Below are 20563 nucleotides of genomic sequence, written 5' to 3'. Positions count from 1 at the left end.
GCCCGTATCAAGCGACCAATCGCCCATGCCCGCTCGATGAAGCTCCTCGCGTTATTTGCGGGACAGGACTGCGCTGTACCAGCGCTGATAGTGCGCTGCGCACGAACAGCGCAGGGAACGCGCTGTACTGCGCTTACTTGGTTTCAATCATGCCGTCAGCACCGCGGTTCGGTGCGCCAGCTTCCAGAATGTCAGCGGAGACGGTGATGTCCAGGTCGTAGGTGTTGGTGTTGCCCTGCGGGTCAGTGAACTCGAAGGTGGCCTCGCGGTTCTGGCCAGCAGCGCTGCTCTTGTCGCCAACCAGGGTGGCCGGGTCCAGCTCATTGGTGTAGTACGCGATGCAGCCGGTGTTGTCCTTAGCGGTCTTAGCCAGCGGATCGATGACGGACTTCGGGCCGGCAACAATCTGGCACTCGCGCGGCAAGGAGTTCTCGCCCTTGGCAGCCTTAGCGAAGGAAGGAGTCTCAGCGACCTTCTTCAGCTCAACCTCGCCGATACCTTCAACGGTGACGGACTTCAGCGTGTAGACCGACTCGGTAGCGCGCTGCTGGTTGCTGGCGGAGAACTTCAGACCAGCGGTACCAGCCTCCGGGTCAACCAGGATGTGAGCGTCGCGGATGTTGACGAAGCCAAGAGCCGAGTTGGTGTTCTCAGCACCCTTGCCGGCAGCATCTTCGCCGCCGTTCATCGCACCGTCGACAGCCGGGTGCTGATTTGCGGTCTGCGAAATCTGACCGGCGCCACAGGCAGCAAGTGCAACTGCAGATGCTGCGGAGACGGTGATGAGAGCGCTGCGGCGAAGTACGGACTTGAAGGCCATGACTAGATTTCCTCCAGTAGCTTGAGGATGGGCGATAGGATTTTCAGTATTTAAAGAACACCTTAGTGTCTTCCTAAGATGTTCTCATACTACCCGTAAAATCATGGGGGGACATGATAGGGTGGAAGGCCGTTGGAAAGGGCGTGTGCATTACATGGAATTCAGCATTGGCGATACCGTAGTTTATCCGCACCACGGAGCTGCGAAAATCGAAAACATCATTGAACGAGAGCTTAACGGTGAGACCGTTCAGTACCTTGTACTGCAGATTCTGCAGAGTGATCTGAATATCCAGGTGCCCGCCAAGAATGCCGAGCTGGTCGGTGTCCGCGATGTTGTTGGTGAAGAGGGACTGCTGAAGGTCTTCTCCGTGCTACGTGAGACCGACGTGGAAGAGGCCGGCAACTGGTCTCGTCGCTACAAGGCCAACCAGGAGCGCCTGGGTTCGGGCGACATTAACAAGGTCGCTGAGGTGGTTCGTGACCTGTGGCGCCGCGATCAGGACCGCGGTCTGTCCGCCGGCGAAAAGCGTATGTTGAGCAAGGCTCGCCAGGTTCTCGTCGGTGAGCTCGCGCTTGCCGACGGCGTTGATGAGGCCAAGGTCGAGGAAGTTTTTGCCCGCGTCGATGCCACTATCGAGCGTCACCGCGCGCTGGCACAGGAAGGTGCCGCTGGTGAGAAGAAGGATGAAGCCGACGATAAGCCGGTGGACCTGGACGCAGACGCATAAGTCGAGCCCCCTTATCGGTTTTCCACCCAGTAGGGATTTTCTGCACTTTTCCGGATAACGGCTAGCGCACACACATTGCCCGTGTGCGCTAGCCGTTTTCTCTTTTTCACCCGTATCTATTTCCCCGCTATGCTCGGGGCTGTGACATTTCAAATCTTCGATACCGCAACCCGCCAACTGAAGGATTTTGAGCCTCTCCGCGAGGGGCATGCCTCCATTTACCTGTGCGGTGCGACTCCGCAGGCTCAGCCGCACATTGGCCATGTTCGCTCTGGCGTGGCCTTTGATATCTTGCGCCGTTGGCTGATCGCCAAGGGGTATGACGTCGCGTTTGTGCGTAACGTCACCGATATCGATGACAAGATCTTGAATAAGGCCGCCGAGCACGGCCGCCCTTGGTGGGAGTGGGTCTCCCGCTTTGAGCGCGAATTTACCTGGGCCTACAACCAGCTCGGTGTTCTTCCGCCGAGCGTTGAGCCGCGTGCCACCGGACATGTCACTCAGATGGTGGAGTACATGCAGCGTCTGATGGATAACGGCTTCGCCTACGCCGTCGACGGCAGCGTCTATTTCGACGTGGATGCCTGGTCCAAGGCTGAAGGCAGCGACTACGGCAGCCTGTCCGGCAACCGCGTCGACGAGATGGAGCAGGGCGAGACCAATACTCCGGGCAAGCGCGGTGCGCACGATTTCGCACTGTGGAAGGCGGCTAAGCCGGGCGAGCCCTCGTGGCCGACGCCGTGGGGCAATGGCCGGCCGGGCTGGCACCTGGAGTGCTCCGCCATGGCCACCTACTACTTGGGCTCGGAGTTTGACATCCACTGTGGCGGCCTCGACCTGCAGTTCCCGCATCATGAAAACGAGATTGCGCAGTCGCACGCAGCCGGCGACGGCTTTGCTCGCTACTGGATGCACAATCACTGGGTCACCATGTCCGGTGAAAAGATGTCGAAGTCGCTCGGCAACGTTTTGTCTGTGCCGCACATTTTGACCATGGTTCGTCCGGTTGAGCTGCGTTACTACCTCGGCAGTGCGCACTACCGCTCCGTGCTGGAGTACTCCGAGGAGGCTCTGCAGGAAGCGGCAGCGGGCTACCGTCGTATCGAGGCGTTTATGCACCGTGCCGTCGATAAGCTCGGCGATATCGAAATCGGTGAGTGGACGCCGGCGTTCGAAGCAGCGCTCGACGACGACCTCGCTGTCCCGCGCGCGCTCGCAGAAATCCACAACGCTGTTCGTGGAGGCAATCAGGCGCTTGCCGACGGCGACGAGACCAAGGCCAAGGAGATTGCCGGTGCTGTCCGCGCTATGGCCGCAGTCCTTGGATTCGATCCGCTGAATGAGCAGTGGGCAACCTCCGATTCCGGTTCTGATGCAGCAATGCATGCGCTCGGTGTGCTGGTTGAGCACCAGTTGGAGGAACGCACCCGGGCTCGTGCAGAGAAGGACTGGGCTACGGCTGATGCTGTGCGCGACCGCCTGAAGGAAGCGGGTATCGAGGTAACTGATACCGCGGATGGTCCAGCATGGTCTGTCGCTGACTAGGGCTGAAAAGCTGGCTTTAGGCTAAAGAAAACTATTAACAACAGGAAGCAGGTAGCTATGGCAGGCAACGGTCGTCGTGGTGCAGTGCGCAAGGCAAGCAAGAAGAACGTTGGCGGCTCCGGTGGCCAAAAGCGTGGCTTGCGTGGCAAGGGGCCGACCCCGAAAGCAGAGGACCGCGTTTATCACGCAGCTCATAAGCGGGCGAAAGAGAAGCGCCGCCGTGACTCGGGGCGTCATGAGCGCAAGGGGGATGGCACCGAGCTGGTAGTTGGCCGTAACCCGGTCGTGGAGTGCCTGCATGCAAAGGTGCCAGCGGCCGCGCTGATTGTGGCGCTGGGTACCGACAATGACGAGCGCCTGCAGGAGTCAGTGCGTATTGCTAACTCCCGTGGTATCCCGATTCGCGAGGTACCCCGCCACGAGTTGGACACCATGACCGGCAACACCATGCACCAGGGTATCGGCCTGCAGATTCCGCCGTACAAGTACGCATCTGTCGAAGATCTGATTGATTCTGTGGCCCAGACCGGTGAGCCGGGCCTTATCGTCTGCCTGGATAACATCACTGATCCGCGTAACCTGGGTGCGGTCATTCGCTCGGTGGCGGCCTTTGGTGGTCACGGTGTGGTGATTCCGGAGCGTCGCTCGGCTGCCATTACGGGCGTCGCCTGGCGTACCTCTGCTGGTACTGCTGCGCGTCTGCCGGTTGCGCGGGCGACCAACATGGTGCGCTCGCTCAAGCAGTTCCAGAAGGCTGGTTACCAGGTCGTTGGACTGGATGCCGGTGGCGATCACACTCTGGACACTTACGACGGCACCACCCCGGTGGTTATGGTCGTCGGCTCCGAGGGCAAGGGACTTTCGCGCCTGGTGCGCGATACCTGTGACACCATCATGTCCATTCCGATGACCGGTTGGGTTGAGTCGCTCAACGCTTCCGTTGCTGCCGGCGTGACTCTGAGTGAGTTTGCCCGCCAGCGCCGGGCAAAGAGTAGCCAGTAGCGCATTTGATACCCCCGTAGGCACCATTACCAATTCGTCATAGTAATGGCGTTTACGTGGGGTATTTTGCGTTCTAAATGGCGGCCGGTACTTATGGCTACCCCCAGTAGTTCAGCGCTTTAAAGATAATTCTATTTCCGGCGTGCGCTGCAGAAATGACGGCGTTATTATCACTTCCAACAGAAAATTATCCGTAGTTTCCTGAAGGGGAGGGCGGGCAAATCATGCTCCTAGAAATGGGGGCGTAATTGGCCGTAATTTAGGGATGCTCACGGACCTAGCGGTGGCTTGTACAGCTAGCTTTTGGGTCACTGAGATGTCAGACCACGACATCCTCAGCGTTAGTTTTTCTGTCTGCCGGGTCACCCCATTTCGGCAGCCTCGCAGTCTTAAAAAGAGCGGGGGTATTGGAGTCTGCTTTTAGAGAATCCAGTAAAAATACGGGCAGCCCCTCGGTGGCGAGAGGGGAGGTGGACGCACCTTCTCCGCAATCGTCACTCGAGGAGCTGCCCGATGTTTTTGTTGTTTTAAAAGCCACTCCGAAAAGCGTATGTGTCTATTTGCTCCACTTGGCAGCCTGAACGTCGTCACGCGTTGCCTTACGCGACTGCACCGTTCCGATGGCGTAGCAAATCAGGTAGAGGACAAACGCGATTGTCGTCACTAGAACGCTGACCGGGATGCCCGGTGCGAGCGAGAGGACGATGCCGCCGACAGCCGCGACCTCGGCGAAGATGGTCGACAGGATGATGGCCTTCACCGGCGAGGCAGTGACGAATGCGGCCGCGGCACCCGGGGTGATAATCAGGGCGATGACGAGCAGGGAGCCGACAATTTGCACGCCCTGGGCGGCGACGAGACCGGTGAGAATCGCGAAGTAGATCGATAGCGCCTTGACGTTGACACCACAGGCGGCGGCCATGATGGGGTCAGCGGAGGCGAATAGCAGCGGCCGCCATTTCCAGGCAACGCCGCCGACGACGATGACCGCGACGATGGCCATCGTCCATAGAGAAGTGTCAGTCAGACCAATGATCTGGCCGGTGAGAAGTGAAAACGCGGTACTTGTCCGGCCAGGGTAGAGGTGGATAAACAGCACCGATAAGCCCATGCCGAAGCTCAAAACCACGCCCACAACCGCATCTTGGCGCCCTCGAAGCGACAGTGCTGCCAGGACTATTGCGATGAGCACCGAGCCGATAATGGCGCCGCTGCTGACACTGACACCAAGTAGTAGGGCCGCGGATGCGCCCATGAGTGCCAGCTCACTGGTGCCGTGGACCGTGAAGCTCATCTGCCGCATGACAATCAGGGGCGAGATGATGCCGGAAATCAGCCCAAGCAGTGCCGCTGCAATGAGGGCATTGTGGACGAAGCCGACCTGGAGTAGAGCGGCGGTGTCGGAGAAATACTGAGTCAGTAGGGTCATTAGACGATAACCAGCTTTCCCTCGACACGGGCAACCACAATTTTGGTTTGGTAGAGCTCCGAGAGCGTCTCTGAGGTGATAATTTCCTCGACCGATCCGACCGCATGTCCATGCGGCGTCAGGTAGAGCACCCGGTCACAGACGCCCAGGATGGGGTTGATGTCGTGGGTGACAAAGACGACTGCCGTGTCATTTTCCCGGCGATGCCGGTCCAGGCGCTCGACCGTGGTCCGTTGTGCCGCAGGGTCGAGGGAGAGCAGAGGCTCGTCGCAAAGCAAAAAATCCGGTGCCGAAACGAGCGCCTGCGCCTGGCGCACAAGCTGTTGCTGACCGCCAGAGAGCGTGCCGACACGACGGTCCGCAATACCCGTTGCGCCGACAAAGTCCAGCATCTGGTCGGTGGCGGAGCGGTTCTTGCCGGCCGCCAGCTCGACGAGGTCGCGAACCCGAATGGGCAGTGAGGGCTCGAACATCCGCTGCTGTGGAATGTAGCCGAGGTTCCCGTCGACTTTTACTGAACCGTGAGTCAGCTGGCGCATGCCAAGGGCAGCGGTCAGCAGCGTGGATTTGCCGACGCCATTGGGGCCCAGGATGGCCAAGAACTCGCCGGGCTCGATATTCAAATTGAGACCGGACCACAGCGGTTCGACGGCTGCGTCAGTAAAAGTCAGTGAGGGCAAAGTTATGCGGACTCCATATCGGAAAGGGTTTGCTTGTAGAGGTCAAAGAACGACTGGTCAGTGCTGGGTGACTCAAAAACACCGACGATTTTAACGCCCTTTGCTTTGGCTGCCTCGACGAGTCGCTGCGAGACCTGGTCGTGGGTCTGTGGCGAGTCGATGAGGTAGTCCAGCTCGCCGGACTCGATCAGCTTGAGCATTTCATTGACATCGCTTGCCGACGGCTCGGACTCATTCAGCGTGGACTGACGGTAGCCCTTCGGGGTGATGTCCTTGATCTTCGTGTCCTTCAGGATGTCATCGGCCAGCGGGTGAACCTGAGCAACCTTAGCGGCCTCGAGCTTGCTCTTGGCCTCTTCGATGTCCTTGATTTCCTTGTCGACAGCCTTGGCGTCGGCCTTGGCGCCCAGCTTGGTCAGAGCTTCGGCGAGCTGCTCTGCAGTTTCTTCAACCGCATCGGTGTCGTACCAGACGTGTTCGTTGGCTTCGCCGTCATGGTGGTGGTGCTCGTGGCCTTCGTGGTCGTCGTGACCTTCGCCATCATGCTCGTGGCCTTCATGGTCGTGCTCGTGGCCCTCGTGATCATGGTCGTCGTGGCCCTCGTGATCATGGTCATGTTCGTGGTCATGGCCTTCTTCCTGCGGCAGCGCAGAGATGATGACCTTGTCCTTTGCGTCACGCAGAGAGGAGGTCAGCCATGCGTCGTAATGCCCGCCACCTGCGACGAGAATATCGGCGTCCCCTACCTTTGCCATGTCGGCTGCGGCCGGTTCGTAGGAGTGAGGGTCGATGTCGTTGGACGCGATAATCGGGTCGATGGAGACCTTCTCGTCGTCGGTGACTGCGTCGGCGACGTCTGCCCAGACCTTGGTGGAGGTGACCACCTTAATGGTGTCTTCGGACTTGCCCGCGGACGTAGCGCTGTCATCATTGCTGGAGCATGCGCCGAGACCTGCGACGAGGCCGGCGCTGGCGACTAGCGCCGCGATGCGCGTGGAAAAGCGTGCCTTCATATATGTATCCAATCCTGTTGCGGGCTGAATTATTCCTTTTATTCAGCTCCTGAGCATCAACCGCTATTGAAAACAGTTGTCTTTTAGTTCAAAGAACATAGTAGGGGCTGCGGAGACCCAGTCACAAGGCGGGCCTCTGCCGGAGTGGCCGAAATGACAGTCGCGCACATTCGTTGGGTAAAGTTGTCCGCGATTAGATGCGTGTGATGCTCGTTGTAGTTCTTTTCCATAAAATCGAGGTTTTCTACCTGAGGTAGCTGGACGAAGATATCTGAGCGGGCAGTCGCTGTTGGTTTTTCAAGAAGGGTCGGTATTCCGTGCAAAGTCGGCGTCGTCGTGGCACCTTGGCTTCCATCGCTGCAGAACTTGGGGTCTCGCGCACGACTGTGTCCAACGCGTACAACCGCCCTGACCAGCTCTCGGAGAAGTTGCGGGAGCACATCTTGGAAACTGCGGAGCGGCTTGGCTATCCCGGGCCGGACCCAATGGCTCGCGGTCTGCGCATGCGCCGGGTTGGCGCCATCGGCGTGCTGTTCACCGAGCACCTCCCGTTCGCTTTTGAAGACCCTGCGTCGGTGGATTTTCTCGCCGGCCTCGCAGAGGAGCTCGGCGAAATGGGCGACTCCATGTTGGTCATTCCAGCTTCCTCCGAGGAGGGCGGGGACGTAGATCTCAATCTGATTCGGCAAGCGGTGGTCGACGGTTTCGTGGTCTACTCCGTCGCGGACAACGACCCGTTCCTCGCTGCCGTGCGCGCCCGTGGCTTGCCGACGGTCGTGTGCGACCAGCCTGCAGATGCGGTGGCTCTACCGTTTGTGGGCATCGATGACCGTGAGGCCATCAAGCCCGCGGTGCGACACCTGACTGAACTGGGACATCGCAAGGTGGGAATCTTGTCAGTGCGATTGTCGCGTACCCCGAACTCGGGATATGTCACGGAGAAGCGGCTGGCAGAAGCTCATCACCAGGTGCAGAAGAACCGCGTCGAAGGTGCGCTGGAAGCGCTTGCCGAGGCTGGTATTCAGCAGGTGGATGTGCCTATCATCGAGCGCCACCTCAATGACCGCGAGAATAACCGCGATGCGGCTCGCCAGCTGCTGACCGACAACCCGGATCTCACGGCGGTGGTCTGTACCACGGATACTCAGGCAATTGCGGTCTTGGAATATGCCAAGGAGAACGGAATTCGTGTTCCGGAGGACCTGTCCATCACAGGCTTTGACGGAATCGAGCGCGCCCTCTTCCACAAGCTGACCACTGTAATTCAGCCGAATAGGCAGAAGGGCATTGCCGTCGGCCGCGCGCTGGCCGAGGAGCTTGAGGCCGCACGCGAGGACAGCGGTCGCGCTCCTCGCGTCTTGTTGGAGACTGAGTTTGTCGTTGGATCGACAACCGCAGCGCCGTCGGCACCGTCAGCCGGGTAGCGGGCCGACGAGGGTAACAACATCGTGGCGCTATCGGGGGCTCTTGGGGTGGTAAACCCCACCTCGTCTTTACTGTGTTCGGATTCAGATTAAGGTCTATTACATGACAGATTCAACAAATTCGAGCACCGACCGATCAGCTGCGGCTCTCAATAGTCCGGAAGCTACCCGCGACGACCATGTCGAACTTGGCGGCCCCGTCGAATTGGATGAAATGTCTATCCGTGGCGCGATGAGTGAGTTCACCACTGGCGTGACCATTATCGCCACCGAGGATGAAGGCGAAGCGTACGGTTTCGCCTGCCAGTCTTTTTCCTCGCTGAGTCTCACTCCACCGATGGTTCTGTTTACTGTCATGAAGACCTCGCGGTCCTGGCCGCATATACGGAACGCTGGACGCTTCTCCGTCAATGTGTTGGCCGAGGATCAGGAGGATATCTCGGCAGCCTTCGGCCGCAGTAATGGCGAAAAGTTCAAGACGGGGAAGTGGACCCGCTCTGAGCTGGGCAACCCTTTATTGCACGGCTGCTCCGTGTGGATTGATTGCACCGTCGTCGATGTTTACGAAGGCGGCGATCACTGGATTGTGACGGCGGATATTGTGGCTATCGGCAAGCGTGAAGAAATCAATCCGCTCATTTACCACCGCGGTTCTTACGCACGGGTTTCTCACCCCGGCACCGATGCGCCTGTCGATCAGAAGTGGCGTCAGCGCCCCTCGGTGTAACCCGAAGTTGTCGCAGTCCAGCCACGGCGATCCTCGCCTGGCTTGGGGTCTTTCATCTCTCGCATGCGCAGACCATTGTTGTCCTGCGTGTAGACGAATTCGCCCGCCACAATCTTGTGGAAACGCTCCGAATAGGTCTGCGCCTGGTCTGAGCAGTCCAAACTGCGAGTCTGCTCCGGGGTACCGAATTCGACCGCCTCGCCCTTCCACTGCAGCGAACCAGAGCCGTTGCCACAGGAATCAGCGAAGGTATATGTTGTCTGCCCCAACGTAATAGTCGGCGCCTGAGTTCCGTCCGGCACACCGTGGGGCAGGTTTGGGTCATCAAAGATCGCGGTTATCTGCCATTGCTTGCCGACGATCTCCGCTGCCGGCTTTGCCTGGCATGCGGTAGCCGTCATGGACACTGCCGCAACGACAGCTACTGCGGCAACCGCTTTTTTCCCGCTCCGACCCATGCTGCGTGACCCCGTTAGTTAGCTGCCTTCTTGGTGGTCTTCTTAGCAGCCTTCTTCGTCGTCTTCTTAGCGGCCTTCTTGGCAGCCTTCTTCGCCGTCTTACGAGTGGTCTTCTTTGCGGCCTTCTTGGTCGACTTCTTCGCAGTCTTCTTAGTGGACTTGCGTGTGCGCTTTGCGGTCTTCGGAGCGTTTTCCTTCTCGTATTCCTCGTGAACCTTCTTGAAGCTCAGGCCTTCCTTCTCCACTCCGAGCATGCACATCAGAGTGACGGCATCGTAGAAATCCTCGGCGAAGGTAGCAACAATTCGCCGTGCGCCAGCAGCGGTCTTTTCTTCGACCTTGTGAAGAGCCTCGTTCTGAGCAGTGCGAGTGTCTGTGACCTTCGGTGGCACGAATCCTCCTGGCAAGCATGGCCTTAATTGCGCCCAATACACCTACTTCTGCCAGCCATCTCGCCATATGCTCCCGTCACTGAGCTCAACCGAGTTCAGCGGAGAAGGAATGGGATTGTGATGACGCAGTTTCGGCTTTAAGCGCTACTTACAATTCAAAAACCTAATTCTACCACGTTGTTGATAGGTCGCGCGGTGTGGACAATGCTCCCACGGTACGGCTAGTCCACGCGCGGGTTCATACCGCCCTTGAAGCGGTAGTTGCGTGGACGGCGAGGCTTGTTCCGCGGATTCACAGGACGGATGCGACGCATACCGGCCCGGATTGGACGGGTCAGGCCACTGTCTTCGCGCAGTGCGCGAGGGCGACGGAGCCTGCGCGCCATCCATTCACCGAGGACAATGCCCGCAGCTAGTGCCGTCGCAATGCCCAGCGCTGAGGCCAGCGCCGTAAACCCCTTGGTCGGGTGGTCGTGCAGCAGTGCGTGCATACCGCGGTAGATTGTCATACCCGGAAGCAGTGGGGTTACGCCTGCCACTGCCGTAATTAGCGGCGGGATGGACCAACGTCGTGCCAGCAGGCCACCGATGAGACCAATCAGTGTTGCTGCCGCGCCTGCGCTGGTCACCGGATGAACTCCCAGCGGAGTCAACACGTAGTAGTAGGTCATTGACCCCAGCAGGGCGACCGTTCCGGACACTGCCAACGCGGTGAACCCAGCATTCGAGGCCAACGCAAATGCGATTGAGGCGGTAGTTCCCGCTATCACCCGCACTGTCGCCTGGGCCAGGTTGAGGTCGGAGCCCGCGATGACGTCGGGAAGCGGAATGCCCAGCATTCCAGAAAACTCGATGCCCATCGCGATGCCAGCGACGATGCCGCCGGTCAACAGCATGGTGTCGAAGAAGCGCGCTGAGCCAGTCACTGGCGCGCCGGTGATGCCGTCTTGCAGTGCTTGCACGAGGGTTAGGCCGGCGAGCATCACGATGATTCCCGAGGCAATTAGCCTGGATGGCTGCATTTCAAAGGGAAGGTATGCCTGTGCCGCATTGAGTACAGCAGCGGAGAGTGTGGCGATGAGACCGCCGACTGCGTTTTGGAAGAATGTGGGCAACTCGCGGGCGGCAAGCTCGCCAATCACAATGACAATGGCCAGTGTGACGGCAGCCGCGATGAGAGCGACCTCGAAACTCGAGCCGAGTAGCACTGTCACAGATGAGGCCAGCAACGCCCAGCCAGCGTAGATGACGCGGAGGCGGTATTTTGCGGGCTCACGCTCGACCTTGTCGATAGCCTCAATAGCCTCCTCCAGGCTCAGATGGCCCGCGCGAATTCGGCGGATGACACGGTCCGTGTGGCGCAAGCGCTCGAAGTCGGGCACTGGTGCGGTGACTACGCGCATAGCCGTAATTGGTGTGCGGCGGGCACCGATGAGGTGGTAGACCGTCACCGAGGTCAACGTGATGTCAACCTGGATCTGGGTGAGGCCATAGGCTGAGGTCACGGTCTTAATCTGCAGCTCGGTGTCGCGGTTGCCCGAGCCACATGCCAGCAGCAGTCCTCCGATGCGAGCAGCGAGATCGAGTACGGCCGTAACCTGGCTGGGGTCGGAATAATCAATCGGTGCCAGCGGCAGTGGGGTAGTGGTCGAGTGCACTAGGTCGACAGTTGCCGTTGGGCCGGAAACGAAATCAATCACGCGCTGCTTGAAGGTGGACTGATTGTCGATTGCAGGAAACTGGGTCTGCGGAGTGTCGTCGTAAGAGACAGTGGGGTCAGCGGGGTAAGCGACAGCGGCTTCGGCATCGTAGGCATCATCCTTCGCAGCGGAGTTTTCTTCGGCGTTGGATTTGTTGCCACCATCGAATGGCATGTCGACACTTCCTTTCCCCGATACTGCCTGGGGTGCGTTGCAGCGCTATTGCAAAGACGAGTTCTAGAGGCGTTGCAGCAACATAGCCCCAGTGATTTAGCGATAGTCACACTACCCCGTCGGTGACGGAGAATCTCAATTCGTTTTCGGTGGGGTGAATTTACCTATCTGAGCGGGGCTTTTAGTGTGCAGAAAAGTGTTCAAGAAGTGCGGTTGCAGTATTCCTGTGGTGTCGTTTTTAACTTCTGCTTGCCAACCTGTACAATCGCCTGTCAGCGGCACAGCTGAGTTCGATTCTCAGGTTGACTCTGATTCTTTCGAGCCAGCGACGGCTAACGCCAAAAGGGTCGCTTTAAAGTTGCCGGGATGGCGCAATTGGTAGCGCAACTGATTTGTAATCAGTAGGTTACGGGTTCGAGTCCCGTTTCCGGCTCCAAAGCCCCAGGTCAGGAAGTTTTCTGGCCTGGGGTTCTTTGGTTTAAACGGTGCTTGCAACGGTATTGCAATTGTTTTCGTCGTCTCAATGCAAAAAACCCGCACCGGGAGGGCGCCGGGGGGGGGCAGCGACTAGCCGCCGAAAATCGCCAGTGCGTCGGTGGCGAACGCCTCGATAATCGCGGAGTTGGCAAACCCACCCGCGCGGTTGATGTAGGCCGCCTCGGTCGTAGAGACGGAGGCATGCCCCAGTTGCAAGGTGGCCAACGCGGCGTTACCGGCCCCAGTCGTAGCTGTGGCTGCCGTGTGACGTAGGCCATGACAGGATATTATCGCGGGCAGTAATTCCCTATCCGTCTGTGTCAACATCGTCGCCGGCGAGGTGTGGCAAGCCTGCTCATGTTAGAGCCCGGCCAGAGTTTTGCCAGGGTGGGGCGTGTGCCGGATGGGTCGTCGCGCATAGGCAGTACCCGCGTCGTCGGTGCCCCTGTCGTGCGTTGGCCGTGGAATAAGCTCGATAGGCTTATCGGCCAAGCGCTCGGCAATCCTCGAGTCTATTGGTCTGAGAAGCTGGTCTAGCAAAAACATGTAGGTGTGACGATCAGCTATAACTTTCCTCCCTGTAAGCAGGAAACCCGCTCGCCTCTCATGACGGCAATGTACTTGGATAACCACATCGCTACTTGACCGTAGATTGATGCAGCGATACGCTTTGAACATGTTCAGTGAACAAGTTCAATCAAGTCGTGCTACTCAAAAGGAGGCGACGCGCAATAAAGTCTTGGACACCGCCTATGCCCTTTTTGTGTCAGTCGGGTACGCGGATACAAATGTGCGTGCCATCGCGCAGAAAGCCAACGTCAGCGTTGGAACCGTTATGAGCGTCGGGAGCAAGCAGTCGCTGTTGGTTCAGACCGTCGGACATCGAATCACCGTCATGCACGATGAGCTCCGCGGACAATCAGACAACCTTCTCGACGTTCTCGCTCCTTTTCTGAAAATGTTTACTGGGCAGGAAGAATTATCGAAAGCGTATGGCGCTGCCCTAATCACACAGGGAAGCAACGGAGAGATTCTCAACGGGCTTCGAACTCTCTTGGTAGATGAAATCGTGTTGCGCCTAGGCAACATGCTCCCTAAAGATGACGCTAGAGAGTTCGCAACAATCCTTTACAACATTTATCTTGGGTTGCTTCTTGGCTGGGCTGCCGGTGCATACGACACCGACGAACTATCCATTCACGCGAACAGCTCCATCTCCCGTCTTAAAATCGCGTACGGAGTAAAATAATGATTCTCGAATCTTCGCCTGCTTGGCCCTCCATCATTCTTGCCGCCATTTTGTTCGGAGATGCGGTACTCTCGCTCAAACCCGTAGCATTCATCGAGGCCTGCCTCAGAGGAGTACGACTTCCTACAGAGTGGTGGTGGGCTCTTATCGTTATCAAGTGCCTAGCAGCAAGTGGACTCATTATTGGGCTCTGGATACCAGGCATTGGAATAGCGACGATGGTTGGAGTCATTGCCTACTTCTGCACCGCAGCAATCGCACATATCCGAGCCAAGTTTCTAGGTAGCGAGTTTTGGGTCAATTGCTTAGGGATGCTCGCTATTTCACTAGGTGCTCTCATTGCAACACTACTGATAGCCTGAGACGACCAATTTACCAATTGTGTTCGCCCATTGAGGGGCGCCGTTGCCCGCGCCGGGCGGCCTGCCGCGGGTGCCTGTGACCCGCTAGCCGCCTACCGCCTCGCCGGCCTGTCGAAGGGTATGAGCGTCTGCCTCGGTGCAGAAGGCATGACAAAGCCCTAGCTGATTGGTCGGGGCTGGGGGAATTGCGGAGTGGCGGGCTGCTGCGGGACTGGTAGATAGGTGTCCAGCTCTTCGACGGGTATCTGCAGTACTGGATCCGAGATGCTAGTGGCGAGGGCTGCGCGACTGGGCCCGCGCCGGGATGTCATACCCGACGACGTGGGGTGGCAGGAGCAGTAACCGGAATTGAGGGGTTGGGGGCAATCTCAGTCCCTTTTTATGCGCGGGGTAGGGGGCGACGGGCAGGGGTTGCTGGGGCAAGGGGTGTGTGGCCCCTAGCCGACACCGCGCAGCCACCACGGGTTAAGTCTTGTACTCAGGCTGTGGCGTATGTCTAGCTGCGGGTCTACTTCGGAAAACTCCGCACTTCCCCAAAGGCTTTCCTCAAAAATTAGTAGGGGAGGTGCCCCTGTGCGGCGCGAGAAACGGCCTTTGACAGGCATAAATGGCATTATAGGTCAAACCTTTACAGGGTGCCCTAACGGTAGGTTACGGGTTCGAATCCCATTTCCGGCTCCAAAACCCCAGGTCAGGAAGTTTTCCGGCCTGGGGTTCTTTGGTTTAAAGGAGAAAAGTAGGGGGTTAAGTAGCGTGAGGGGTGAAATCGTCTAACAGAACGTCCGCATCCCTTCTGCCCCGTAAGCCGGCTTAGAAGCTGGAAGAACCACCTGAACCGGAAAACCCCGAGCTAAACCCGCTGTTGACGCCGCCGCTACTAGAAGAGCTGTCGCGGGCAGTGGTGGCATCGCTATCCCAGGTGCTCACGACATAGAAGGGCACGTAGCCGTGGTAGCCGGAGCCAGCGAAGAAATTAGAGTCGTAGATGCGCGTGCGCTCGGGGCGCTCGTCGGCCTCATTGCGCTTCTGCAGCTGGGACTGCACGTGCTCCGACAAGAGCGCGGAGCGATCCAAGAGTTCTAGGTAGCGCTCCATGAACTGCGGATGGTGTGGTTCCTTGGATAATTCAGTGGCGGCATCTTCCAACTCCTTCGCGTGGCGCTCAAGCGTCGAGTCGATGCTTGCGGCCAAGTAGCCTGCCTGTGCCAGATCCTTCCCCAGCTCGTAGAGTTCATAGCGGCGAGCATCCGCATCAGCGTTCTCAATGCGGTGCAGCTTTTCAATATTGACCTCAGCGGTTTCCACGCGCTCGCACAGTTGGCGCGCATTGGCGATGAGCTCAGAGCGTGAGCGGAATTGCTCATCTGGCGCATCCGCCGGAATCGACATGAGGGAACCAACCTGGCTATCGATCGCTAGGAAGTCATCGCGCAAACCCTCCCAGTCCTGGCGCAGGCGCTCATCCACCAGTCCTGATTGGAGCGAGTGCGCTCGAATATCAATCTCCCTTAGCCGTTGCGCCACATCGGTGTAGGTCTGCGACACGTAGTCCCAGTCCTCGCGTGCCTGCTGTGCCTTCTTCTGTCGGCTGCGGCGTATACCGCCGGCGAGGCCGACACCAGCGCCGCCAACGCTCAGGCCCGCCACCCCGAGGCCAACGGCCGCCCCCATCCGATCCTCTTTTGCGCCCTCGTACTGAGTATCCGCAGCACGGTCTACGTCGATTGCAGCCGCTGCGCCAGCAAAGAGGCCAGCAGGAATGTTGCCATCCCGCACGCCCGGCTTAATTGCTTCGATGGACTGTTTCAGATGGCTGTCATTCTTGCGTAGCTTCATTTGAGCAGCCACGTCCTCACCCGCGAAGACGAAGGCTTGGCGCGGATCAAGGCCCACGCCGACGAAGACCTGGCCATCAGCAAACTTATCCTTGCCGATGAGCTCCTGGTGGTTATCGCGCAGGTACTCCTCTACGGAGTCATTAACGTTTTCCTTGTTCTCGGCAAAGACCATGTAGTGCAGCTCTTGGACCACGTCAGGGGCGGCGATCAGGGAGACATCGCGAAGCATGCGCTCTTCTTCCTCTGGGGTGAGCACATCGTCCGGGTCCATGATGTCAGCCTGTACCTCACGCTGCGCAGTCTTCATGACGTAGTCGGAGCGCTCGGGCACATCGAGAATTGCCAAGCAGGTGCCCGCACCGACACCTCCGAGAAGTAGGCCGCTCACTGCTGCTGCGCCGATGATGGAGCCGATGGAGGTCACTTTGGAGCTGCGGTTGGCTGCAAAAGGTTTAATATCGCGAGAGTCGGTCACGGTGATTCTCCTATTCGCGAGCGATTGGCCCCGCCAGTTTTATCCGGTCTAAGGGGGCCGGGGCGGGGAGCAAAGGATTCTTTTGAAGGCAGATTAAAGGGCAAATGCCTGTCGGGGGCTGGGGCGGGGGAATTTTCTGTCACTTATGCGCACGTTGTCGGAAGTCCCGGTCGACATATGGATGAGCTTTCCACTTATGGCCACGCTGCTGCGTATCGATAGGTGAATATTGCATCGATAGGACAGCGCAACGCCGCCAGCAGGACAGCGCAACACCGACAGCAGGACAGCGCAACGCCGACAGCCGGAAAATCACAGGCCACGGAGCTTTCACATCTGCAACTCTAGCCCCATGCTTCACAGGGGTTGCATGCGCATGTAAAGTGGACTTTGTTTTTAAGTCATAAGCGTCGATAGGGCTGGTCTCGGGGAAGGGCCTGCGCTATGGGCGCTTTTGGCATTTTTCTGCAAAACCTTCCAGAAAACCCCACAAGCTGGGGTGATTTCTCCTAGAAAAATATTCTACGATAGAGCCATGTCAGAGGTGCTCTTTGTCAGTAGTTCAAACATGGGACTCTCACGCGTACTCGAAGGGCTGCTGCGGCAAGCTGCCCCAGGCCTGACAGTTTTGTCAGCAGGTATCAGCATCGATGATGATGACCGCGGTCTGGATGAAGACGCGCGGCGTGCGCTCTGTGAGGTGGGGGCACGGTGCGATGGCGATCCTCATCAACTCACGCCGTCTCTCGCAGACAGTGCGGATGTGGTCATTGTTGTGGGGAAAATCGACGTTTCGGACTACATCGCGCCAGATGTAGAGACTGAGCGCTGGGAATATGATGACCCAGCTGACCGCGGGATTTATGGTTATTCCCGCTACGCGGAATTGCGGGATTTCTTCACTCTGCGCGTCAATACGCTGGCGGAACGGTTTGCTGCCTAAATAGTCGCTGAAATAGTCGCTGACTTAATAGAAGGTAGGGCGCGGGAACCGTCGTAAAGCATGTGCTGAAGCCGACACACTTTTGTTTTCTGACAATAATGCCCGCGTTCGCCCGGTCAACACCTAATGTAAGTAGTTATGTCTATTGGTCCATCGCTGCGACGCACCCTGTACAAGCTTGCTGAGAAAGAGATGTCCCCGGCTAAGGCAAAGTTCTTGCTGAATATTTGGCCGCCGCTGTTTGGCACCGGCATCCGTATCACCGAGATTGCGGATGACTGGTCGGCAGGTCGGCTGGAGCTGCGCCTAAACGCTCTGACTGCGAATATGCATGGCGCGGCATTTGGCGGTGCACTGTTTTCGATGACGGATGTGCTGTTTGGCACGCTGGTTATGCAGCGCCTGGACGTCAAGAAGTACGAGGCATGGACCCGAACTGGGTCGTTTGAATTTATCCGCCCAGGTAAGAACGGTGCGTACCTCGAGGTAGAGGTGCCGGATGAGATGGTCGAAAAGCTTAAGGCCGAAACTGAAGGTGGCTATTCGACGGTCGTTCCATACACCTCTGTAATCCGAAACCGCGATGGCTCCCTGGTCGGTATTGGTCAGCAGGAGCTCTACGTGCGCCGTCGTGGTCGTAAGAAGCCGCCGGCCAATCCGAACCAGCAGGATTGTGTTGCCGGTGAGAACCTCATCTCTGCTGCTCGCACTCTTGCACGGCTGGGGATGCGCGGGGTGGAAAACCGTGATGTGCTCGTCCAGCAGGAACGCACCGCACGACGCTGCATTTCACCAGAGTCGCGTGCAGTCGCATGGCTCCACGGGGTCCTCGAGTACGGCGATGTCACTGTCGACGACTACCGCGCCGCAGGGCTTCCCGACGTCGTCATCGAGGCCCTCACCTCCGATAACCCCTCGCTAGCCGCGCAGCAGCTGCTTGCGGATGTCGTCACCGCGCGCGAGTCGCTGACCAAGTTCTAGGTCGAAGCTCTACGCCAATAGCCGAGTGATCAGTTCGATCACTTCGGGGTCTGTTTGCTGCTTCCAATGCGCAACAGACCTGCCCTCCAGCTCGGTTTCGAGCAAAACAGCTCGACTGTCCGGCAGGAAGCTCTGCGCGGTATCGGACCACGGAATGACCAGGTTGTCATGGTGGCTGATGACATTAATCCAGTCAGGTGTGGCTGCCTTGCGCCTTCGGAGGTGTGGGGCAGTGTTGGCTGCAGGAAGTTCATATTGTCCTGCCGCTACCGCAATTTGATCGGCTAAAGCCTGTCCCATTAGCCAGCGGGCAGGAGCCCCATTCCACCAGCCCAAAATGCGGGAGATCTCAGTCAGATTTACACCGCCGACAGAGCCCGACACACTGATGACACGTCGAAACGAAAAACGCTCGCATTCATGGTTTGCAAGACGCGTAAACAGCAGGAAAGCCAGTAGCCCACCCTGCGAGTGAGCCACAATATCGACCGTGTCCGAGTTCGTTTCAGTGCAGACTCCGTTGATATAGGCCTCGACTTCGGCGACAGAATCTACGAGGGCAGCAGTGCCACGGTCTCCGTAGGCCGGTACATAGACTCGGCGGCCGCGGGCACGGAGTCCGTCGGCAAGCGGTGCCCACGCGCCGGGACTATCGAGCGTGCCATGAAGTGCGATAACCGGAACGGGGTCTCTGAGGTCCCCCGACGCTGGACTTGGATTTGGCAGGGACGGATGTGCGGCTGTCGGTGGGAAAATCCGCGTTAGGAGCGGTCTATTCCGCATGCTCGATTGGGTCAAAATCCTCGCCTACCAGCTTGAATAGTGCCTCGCGAGTAAGCGCGCGGGGGCGCCAATCGTGCGCCATCTGCTCATGCAAAACGATGGCTTGAGGGAACGTGTCCTGCACATAGAGATTGGTGACCATGCCTGTGTCACCATCATCCAAGAAACAGGACTGTGGAGGGGAAATGAGCTGGTCATACTTGGTGGCAATGCAGGTGTAAGTAACACCGGGACCGAGGATATCGTGGGAATTGGAGTTCAAAACCATCTTTGAACCCGTGAGCTGTTCCAAACCGGAAACGCCCCAATAGCTCTGCACAAAGTTGCTCATCAGCGACTTTGTGCCGGGGATCTTAGTGATACTGGAAGCGATGCCGCCCAGATTGGTGCCGTGATTGGGCGCGGCAAGGCAGACAACATGCTTGATGTACTTGGAAATGCGCAGAGAAAGCAGGGTGGCAATTAAGCCGCCTTGCGAGTGCCCCACGATAACGGCGTGCTTGGCGTCAGTCGCGTGCAGGACAGCCTTGATGTAGGGCACGAGCATGTCGATGGACTGATTGATGGGGTCTGTTGCACGGTGCCCAAAATCTGGCGCGAAGACAGCCCAGCCATCTTCCCGCAACTGACCGCCAAGGGTCTCCCAAATGCCCTTGACCTGGCCTGTTCCGTGCAGGAGGATGACCGGCCACGGCCGGGACTTGGATACTTTGGCTCCCCAGTTATCTTCGAAAACACCGCGCAGCGGACGGAAGATGGCATAGGGAAGCGATGCTGATCCTTCAGCTGCAGCCGGTTTATGCGCCTCCGGTTCCTGCGCTTCAGGGGCAGGGGCTACCGGAAGTTGTTCTTCCCGAAAATCCTCGTTTGAAGCGGCGATTAGCGCACCAACTTTCCGTCTTCGTCAGTCCCGAGGGCCTCCCGTAGCTTAGCGGCGGCCTCATCCATGGACTCTGCGGAAGGATTGCGATTCACCGACTGCAGGTTGTACCCGGACATATCGTGGGCAGGGAAGATATGAATGTGGGTGTGCGGAACTTCGAAGCCGGCGATGAGGTAGCCAGCACGCGGAGCGTCAAAAGCGGAGACAACAGCCTGACCAACCTTCTGGGCAACCTCATTGAGGTGGGCCCATAGCTCAGGCGAGGCGTCCGTCCACTTGTCCACCTCTTCAACAGGGACGACCAGCGTATGACCAGGCGCAATTGGCTCGATGGTCAAAAATGCGACGACCTTGTCATCGCGGTAGACAAAACGACCGGGGAGTTCACCGTTGATGATCTTGGTAAATACTGTGCTCATGTGCCAAGGGTAACCCGAATAGCGGATTGAGGGGTTGGGTGCGATGAGAGTTATCCGGG

At 58.2% G+C, this 20563-nt stretch carries 22 protein-coding genes and 1 tRNA gene; 11 read left to right on the top strand and 12 right to left on the bottom strand.

Annotated features, from left to right (window positions below; all coding sequences use genetic code 11):
• Positions 1-133 precede the first annotated feature (133 nt).
• Positions 134-820 (bottom strand): hypothetical protein, encoded by a 687-nt coding sequence (locus HMPREF2920_RS06590; protein WP_049171870.1) that lies wholly within the window; start codon positions 818-820, stop codon positions 134-136.
• Positions 821-974: 154 nt separating this feature from the next.
• Here HMPREF2920_RS06590 and HMPREF2920_RS06585 point away from each other — a divergent pair, with 154 nt between their 5' ends.
• The 3 genes from HMPREF2920_RS06585 (at position 975) to rlmB (ending at position 4097) form a co-directional block, all read left to right on the top strand.
• A complete protein-coding gene (locus HMPREF2920_RS06585) occupies positions 975-1550 on the top strand; it encodes a CarD family transcriptional regulator (protein ID WP_005510159.1) in 576 nt (191 codons plus the stop codon).
• Positions 1551-1691: 141 nt separating this feature from the next.
• Complete coding sequence (gene cysS, locus HMPREF2920_RS06580; protein ID WP_049171927.1) at positions 1692-3095, top strand: cysteine--tRNA ligase; 1404 nt, start codon at positions 1692-1694, stop codon at positions 3093-3095.
• Positions 3096-3152: 57 nt separating this feature from the next.
• Positions 3153-4097, top strand: coding sequence for a 23S rRNA (guanosine(2251)-2'-O)-methyltransferase RlmB (gene rlmB / locus HMPREF2920_RS06575; RefSeq protein WP_016421447.1), 945 nt, complete (start codon positions 3153-3155; stop codon positions 4095-4097).
• A 556-nt stretch (positions 4098-4653) separates the two neighbouring features.
• On the opposite strand, the gene HMPREF2920_RS06570 is transcribed toward rlmB, so the two are convergent.
• Genes HMPREF2920_RS06570 through HMPREF2920_RS06560 form a run of 3 tightly spaced genes read right to left on the bottom strand, consistent with a single transcriptional unit; the run spans position 4654 to position 7219 of the window.
• Positions 4654-5526: a metal ABC transporter permease gene (locus HMPREF2920_RS06570; protein ID WP_070601112.1), complete on the bottom strand. Its 873-nt coding sequence runs from the start codon at positions 5524-5526 to the stop codon at positions 4654-4656.
• The gene (locus HMPREF2920_RS06565) at positions 5526-6206 is read right to left on the bottom strand and encodes a metal ABC transporter ATP-binding protein (protein ID WP_070601113.1); all 681 of its coding nucleotides are present in this window, start codon (positions 6204-6206) and stop codon (positions 5526-5528) included. The genes HMPREF2920_RS06570 and HMPREF2920_RS06565 overlap by 1 nt, the downstream gene beginning before the upstream one ends.
• Before the next feature lie 2 nt (positions 6207-6208).
• Positions 6209-7219, bottom strand: coding sequence for a metal ABC transporter solute-binding protein, Zn/Mn family (locus tag HMPREF2920_RS06560; RefSeq protein ID WP_070854099.1), 1011 nt, complete (start codon positions 7217-7219; stop codon positions 6209-6211).
• 317 nt (positions 7220-7536) lie between these two features.
• Between HMPREF2920_RS06560 and HMPREF2920_RS06555 the strand changes: the two genes are divergently transcribed.
• Positions 7537-8643, top strand: coding sequence for a LacI family DNA-binding transcriptional regulator (locus HMPREF2920_RS06555; RefSeq protein ID WP_016421443.1), 1107 nt, complete (start codon positions 7537-7539; stop codon positions 8641-8643).
• Positions 8644-8746: 103 nt separating this feature from the next.
• Positions 8747-9370, top strand: a complete 624-nt coding sequence (locus HMPREF2920_RS06550; RefSeq protein ID WP_016421442.1) for a flavin reductase family protein — start codon at positions 8747-8749, stop codon at positions 9368-9370.
• On the opposite strand, the gene HMPREF2920_RS06545 is transcribed toward HMPREF2920_RS06550, so the two are convergent.
• From HMPREF2920_RS06545 to HMPREF2920_RS06535, 3 genes are all read right to left on the bottom strand, one after another.
• Complete coding sequence (locus HMPREF2920_RS06545; RefSeq protein WP_016421441.1) at positions 9352-9828, bottom strand: META domain-containing protein; 477 nt, start codon at positions 9826-9828, stop codon at positions 9352-9354. The genes HMPREF2920_RS06550 and HMPREF2920_RS06545 overlap by 19 nt on opposite strands.
• 14 nt (positions 9829-9842) lie before the next feature.
• Positions 9843-10220 carry a hypothetical protein gene (locus HMPREF2920_RS10800; RefSeq protein ID WP_016421440.1) on the bottom strand — a complete coding sequence of 126 codons (378 nt, stop codon included), beginning with the start codon at positions 10218-10220 and terminating at the stop codon, positions 9843-9845.
• A 221-nt stretch (positions 10221-10441) separates the two neighbouring features.
• A complete protein-coding gene (locus tag HMPREF2920_RS06535) occupies positions 10442-12094 on the bottom strand; it encodes a threonine/serine exporter ThrE (RefSeq protein ID WP_070601116.1) in 1653 nt (550 codons plus the stop codon).
• 360 nt (positions 12095-12454) lie between these two features.
• On the opposite strand from HMPREF2920_RS06535, the gene HMPREF2920_RS06530 reads away from it, so the two are divergent.
• Positions 12455-12530 (top strand) — tRNA-Thr (locus HMPREF2920_RS06530).
• Between the two features lie 131 nt (positions 12531-12661).
• Here HMPREF2920_RS06530 and HMPREF2920_RS11005 read toward each other — a convergent pair.
• Positions 12662-12796 carry a hypothetical protein gene (locus HMPREF2920_RS11005; protein WP_256374817.1) on the bottom strand — a complete coding sequence of 45 codons (135 nt, stop codon included), beginning with the start codon at positions 12794-12796 and terminating at the stop codon, positions 12662-12664.
• 132 nt (positions 12797-12928) lie between these two features.
• Here HMPREF2920_RS11005 and HMPREF2920_RS10720 point away from each other — a divergent pair, with 132 nt between their 5' ends.
• The 3 genes from HMPREF2920_RS10720 to HMPREF2920_RS10935 all read left to right on the top strand — a co-directional run bounded on the left by HMPREF2920_RS10720 (position 12929) and on the right by HMPREF2920_RS10935 (position 14182).
• On the top strand, positions 12929-13108 hold the full coding sequence (locus HMPREF2920_RS10720; protein ID WP_141744786.1) for a hypothetical protein: 180 nt from the start codon (positions 12929-12931) through the stop codon (positions 13106-13108).
• A 139-nt stretch (positions 13109-13247) separates the two neighbouring features.
• Positions 13248-13820, top strand: a complete 573-nt coding sequence (locus HMPREF2920_RS06520; RefSeq protein WP_070549875.1) for a TetR/AcrR family transcriptional regulator — start codon at positions 13248-13250, stop codon at positions 13818-13820.
• Positions 13820-14182: a DoxX family protein gene (locus HMPREF2920_RS10935; protein ID WP_016421436.1), complete on the top strand. Its 363-nt coding sequence runs from the start codon at positions 13820-13822 to the stop codon at positions 14180-14182. The genes HMPREF2920_RS06520 and HMPREF2920_RS10935 overlap by 1 nt, the downstream gene beginning before the upstream one ends.
• 810 nt (positions 14183-14992) lie before the next feature.
• Here HMPREF2920_RS10935 and HMPREF2920_RS06510 read toward each other — a convergent pair.
• Positions 14993-16495 (bottom strand): hypothetical protein, encoded by a 1503-nt coding sequence (locus HMPREF2920_RS06510; RefSeq protein ID WP_070549865.1) that lies wholly within the window; start codon positions 16493-16495, stop codon positions 14993-14995.
• Between the two features lie 568 nt (positions 16496-17063).
• Between HMPREF2920_RS06510 and HMPREF2920_RS06505 the strand changes: the two genes are divergently transcribed.
• Both HMPREF2920_RS06505 and HMPREF2920_RS06500 read left to right on the top strand, forming a co-directional pair.
• Complete coding sequence (locus HMPREF2920_RS06505) at positions 17064-17438, top strand: hypothetical protein (protein ID WP_016421434.1); 375 nt, start codon at positions 17064-17066, stop codon at positions 17436-17438.
• A gap of 138 nt (positions 17439-17576) precedes the next feature.
• Positions 17577-18419: a PaaI family thioesterase gene (locus HMPREF2920_RS06500; protein WP_070854098.1), complete on the top strand. Its 843-nt coding sequence runs from the start codon at positions 17577-17579 to the stop codon at positions 18417-18419.
• Between the two features lie 9 nt (positions 18420-18428).
• Here the strand turns inward: HMPREF2920_RS06500 and HMPREF2920_RS06495 are convergent, their stop codons facing one another.
• The 3 genes from HMPREF2920_RS06495 to HMPREF2920_RS06485 form a co-directional block, all read right to left on the bottom strand.
• The gene (locus HMPREF2920_RS06495; protein WP_016421432.1) at positions 18429-19202 is read right to left on the bottom strand and encodes an alpha/beta fold hydrolase; all 774 of its coding nucleotides are present in this window, start codon (positions 19200-19202) and stop codon (positions 18429-18431) included.
• Positions 19192-19878 carry an esterase/lipase family protein gene (locus HMPREF2920_RS06490; RefSeq protein WP_255462160.1) on the bottom strand — a complete coding sequence of 229 codons (687 nt, stop codon included), beginning with the start codon at positions 19876-19878 and terminating at the stop codon, positions 19192-19194. Before HMPREF2920_RS06490 ends, HMPREF2920_RS06495 begins: the two co-directional genes overlap by 11 nt.
• A gap of 203 nt (positions 19879-20081) precedes the next feature.
• Positions 20082-20504, bottom strand: coding sequence for an HIT family protein (locus tag HMPREF2920_RS06485; protein WP_070595805.1), 423 nt, complete (start codon positions 20502-20504; stop codon positions 20082-20084).
• Positions 20505-20563: the final 59 nt, after the last annotated feature.

Origin of the sequence: Corynebacterium sp. HMSC075F02 (genome assembly GCF_001838335.1) — a bacterium.
Taxonomy (GTDB): domain Bacteria; phylum Actinomycetota; class Actinomycetes; order Mycobacteriales; family Mycobacteriaceae; genus Corynebacterium; species Corynebacterium jeikeium_D.
Note: the sequence above shows the minus strand (reverse complement) of the source record. Positions and strands in the feature narration are given on the sequence as shown.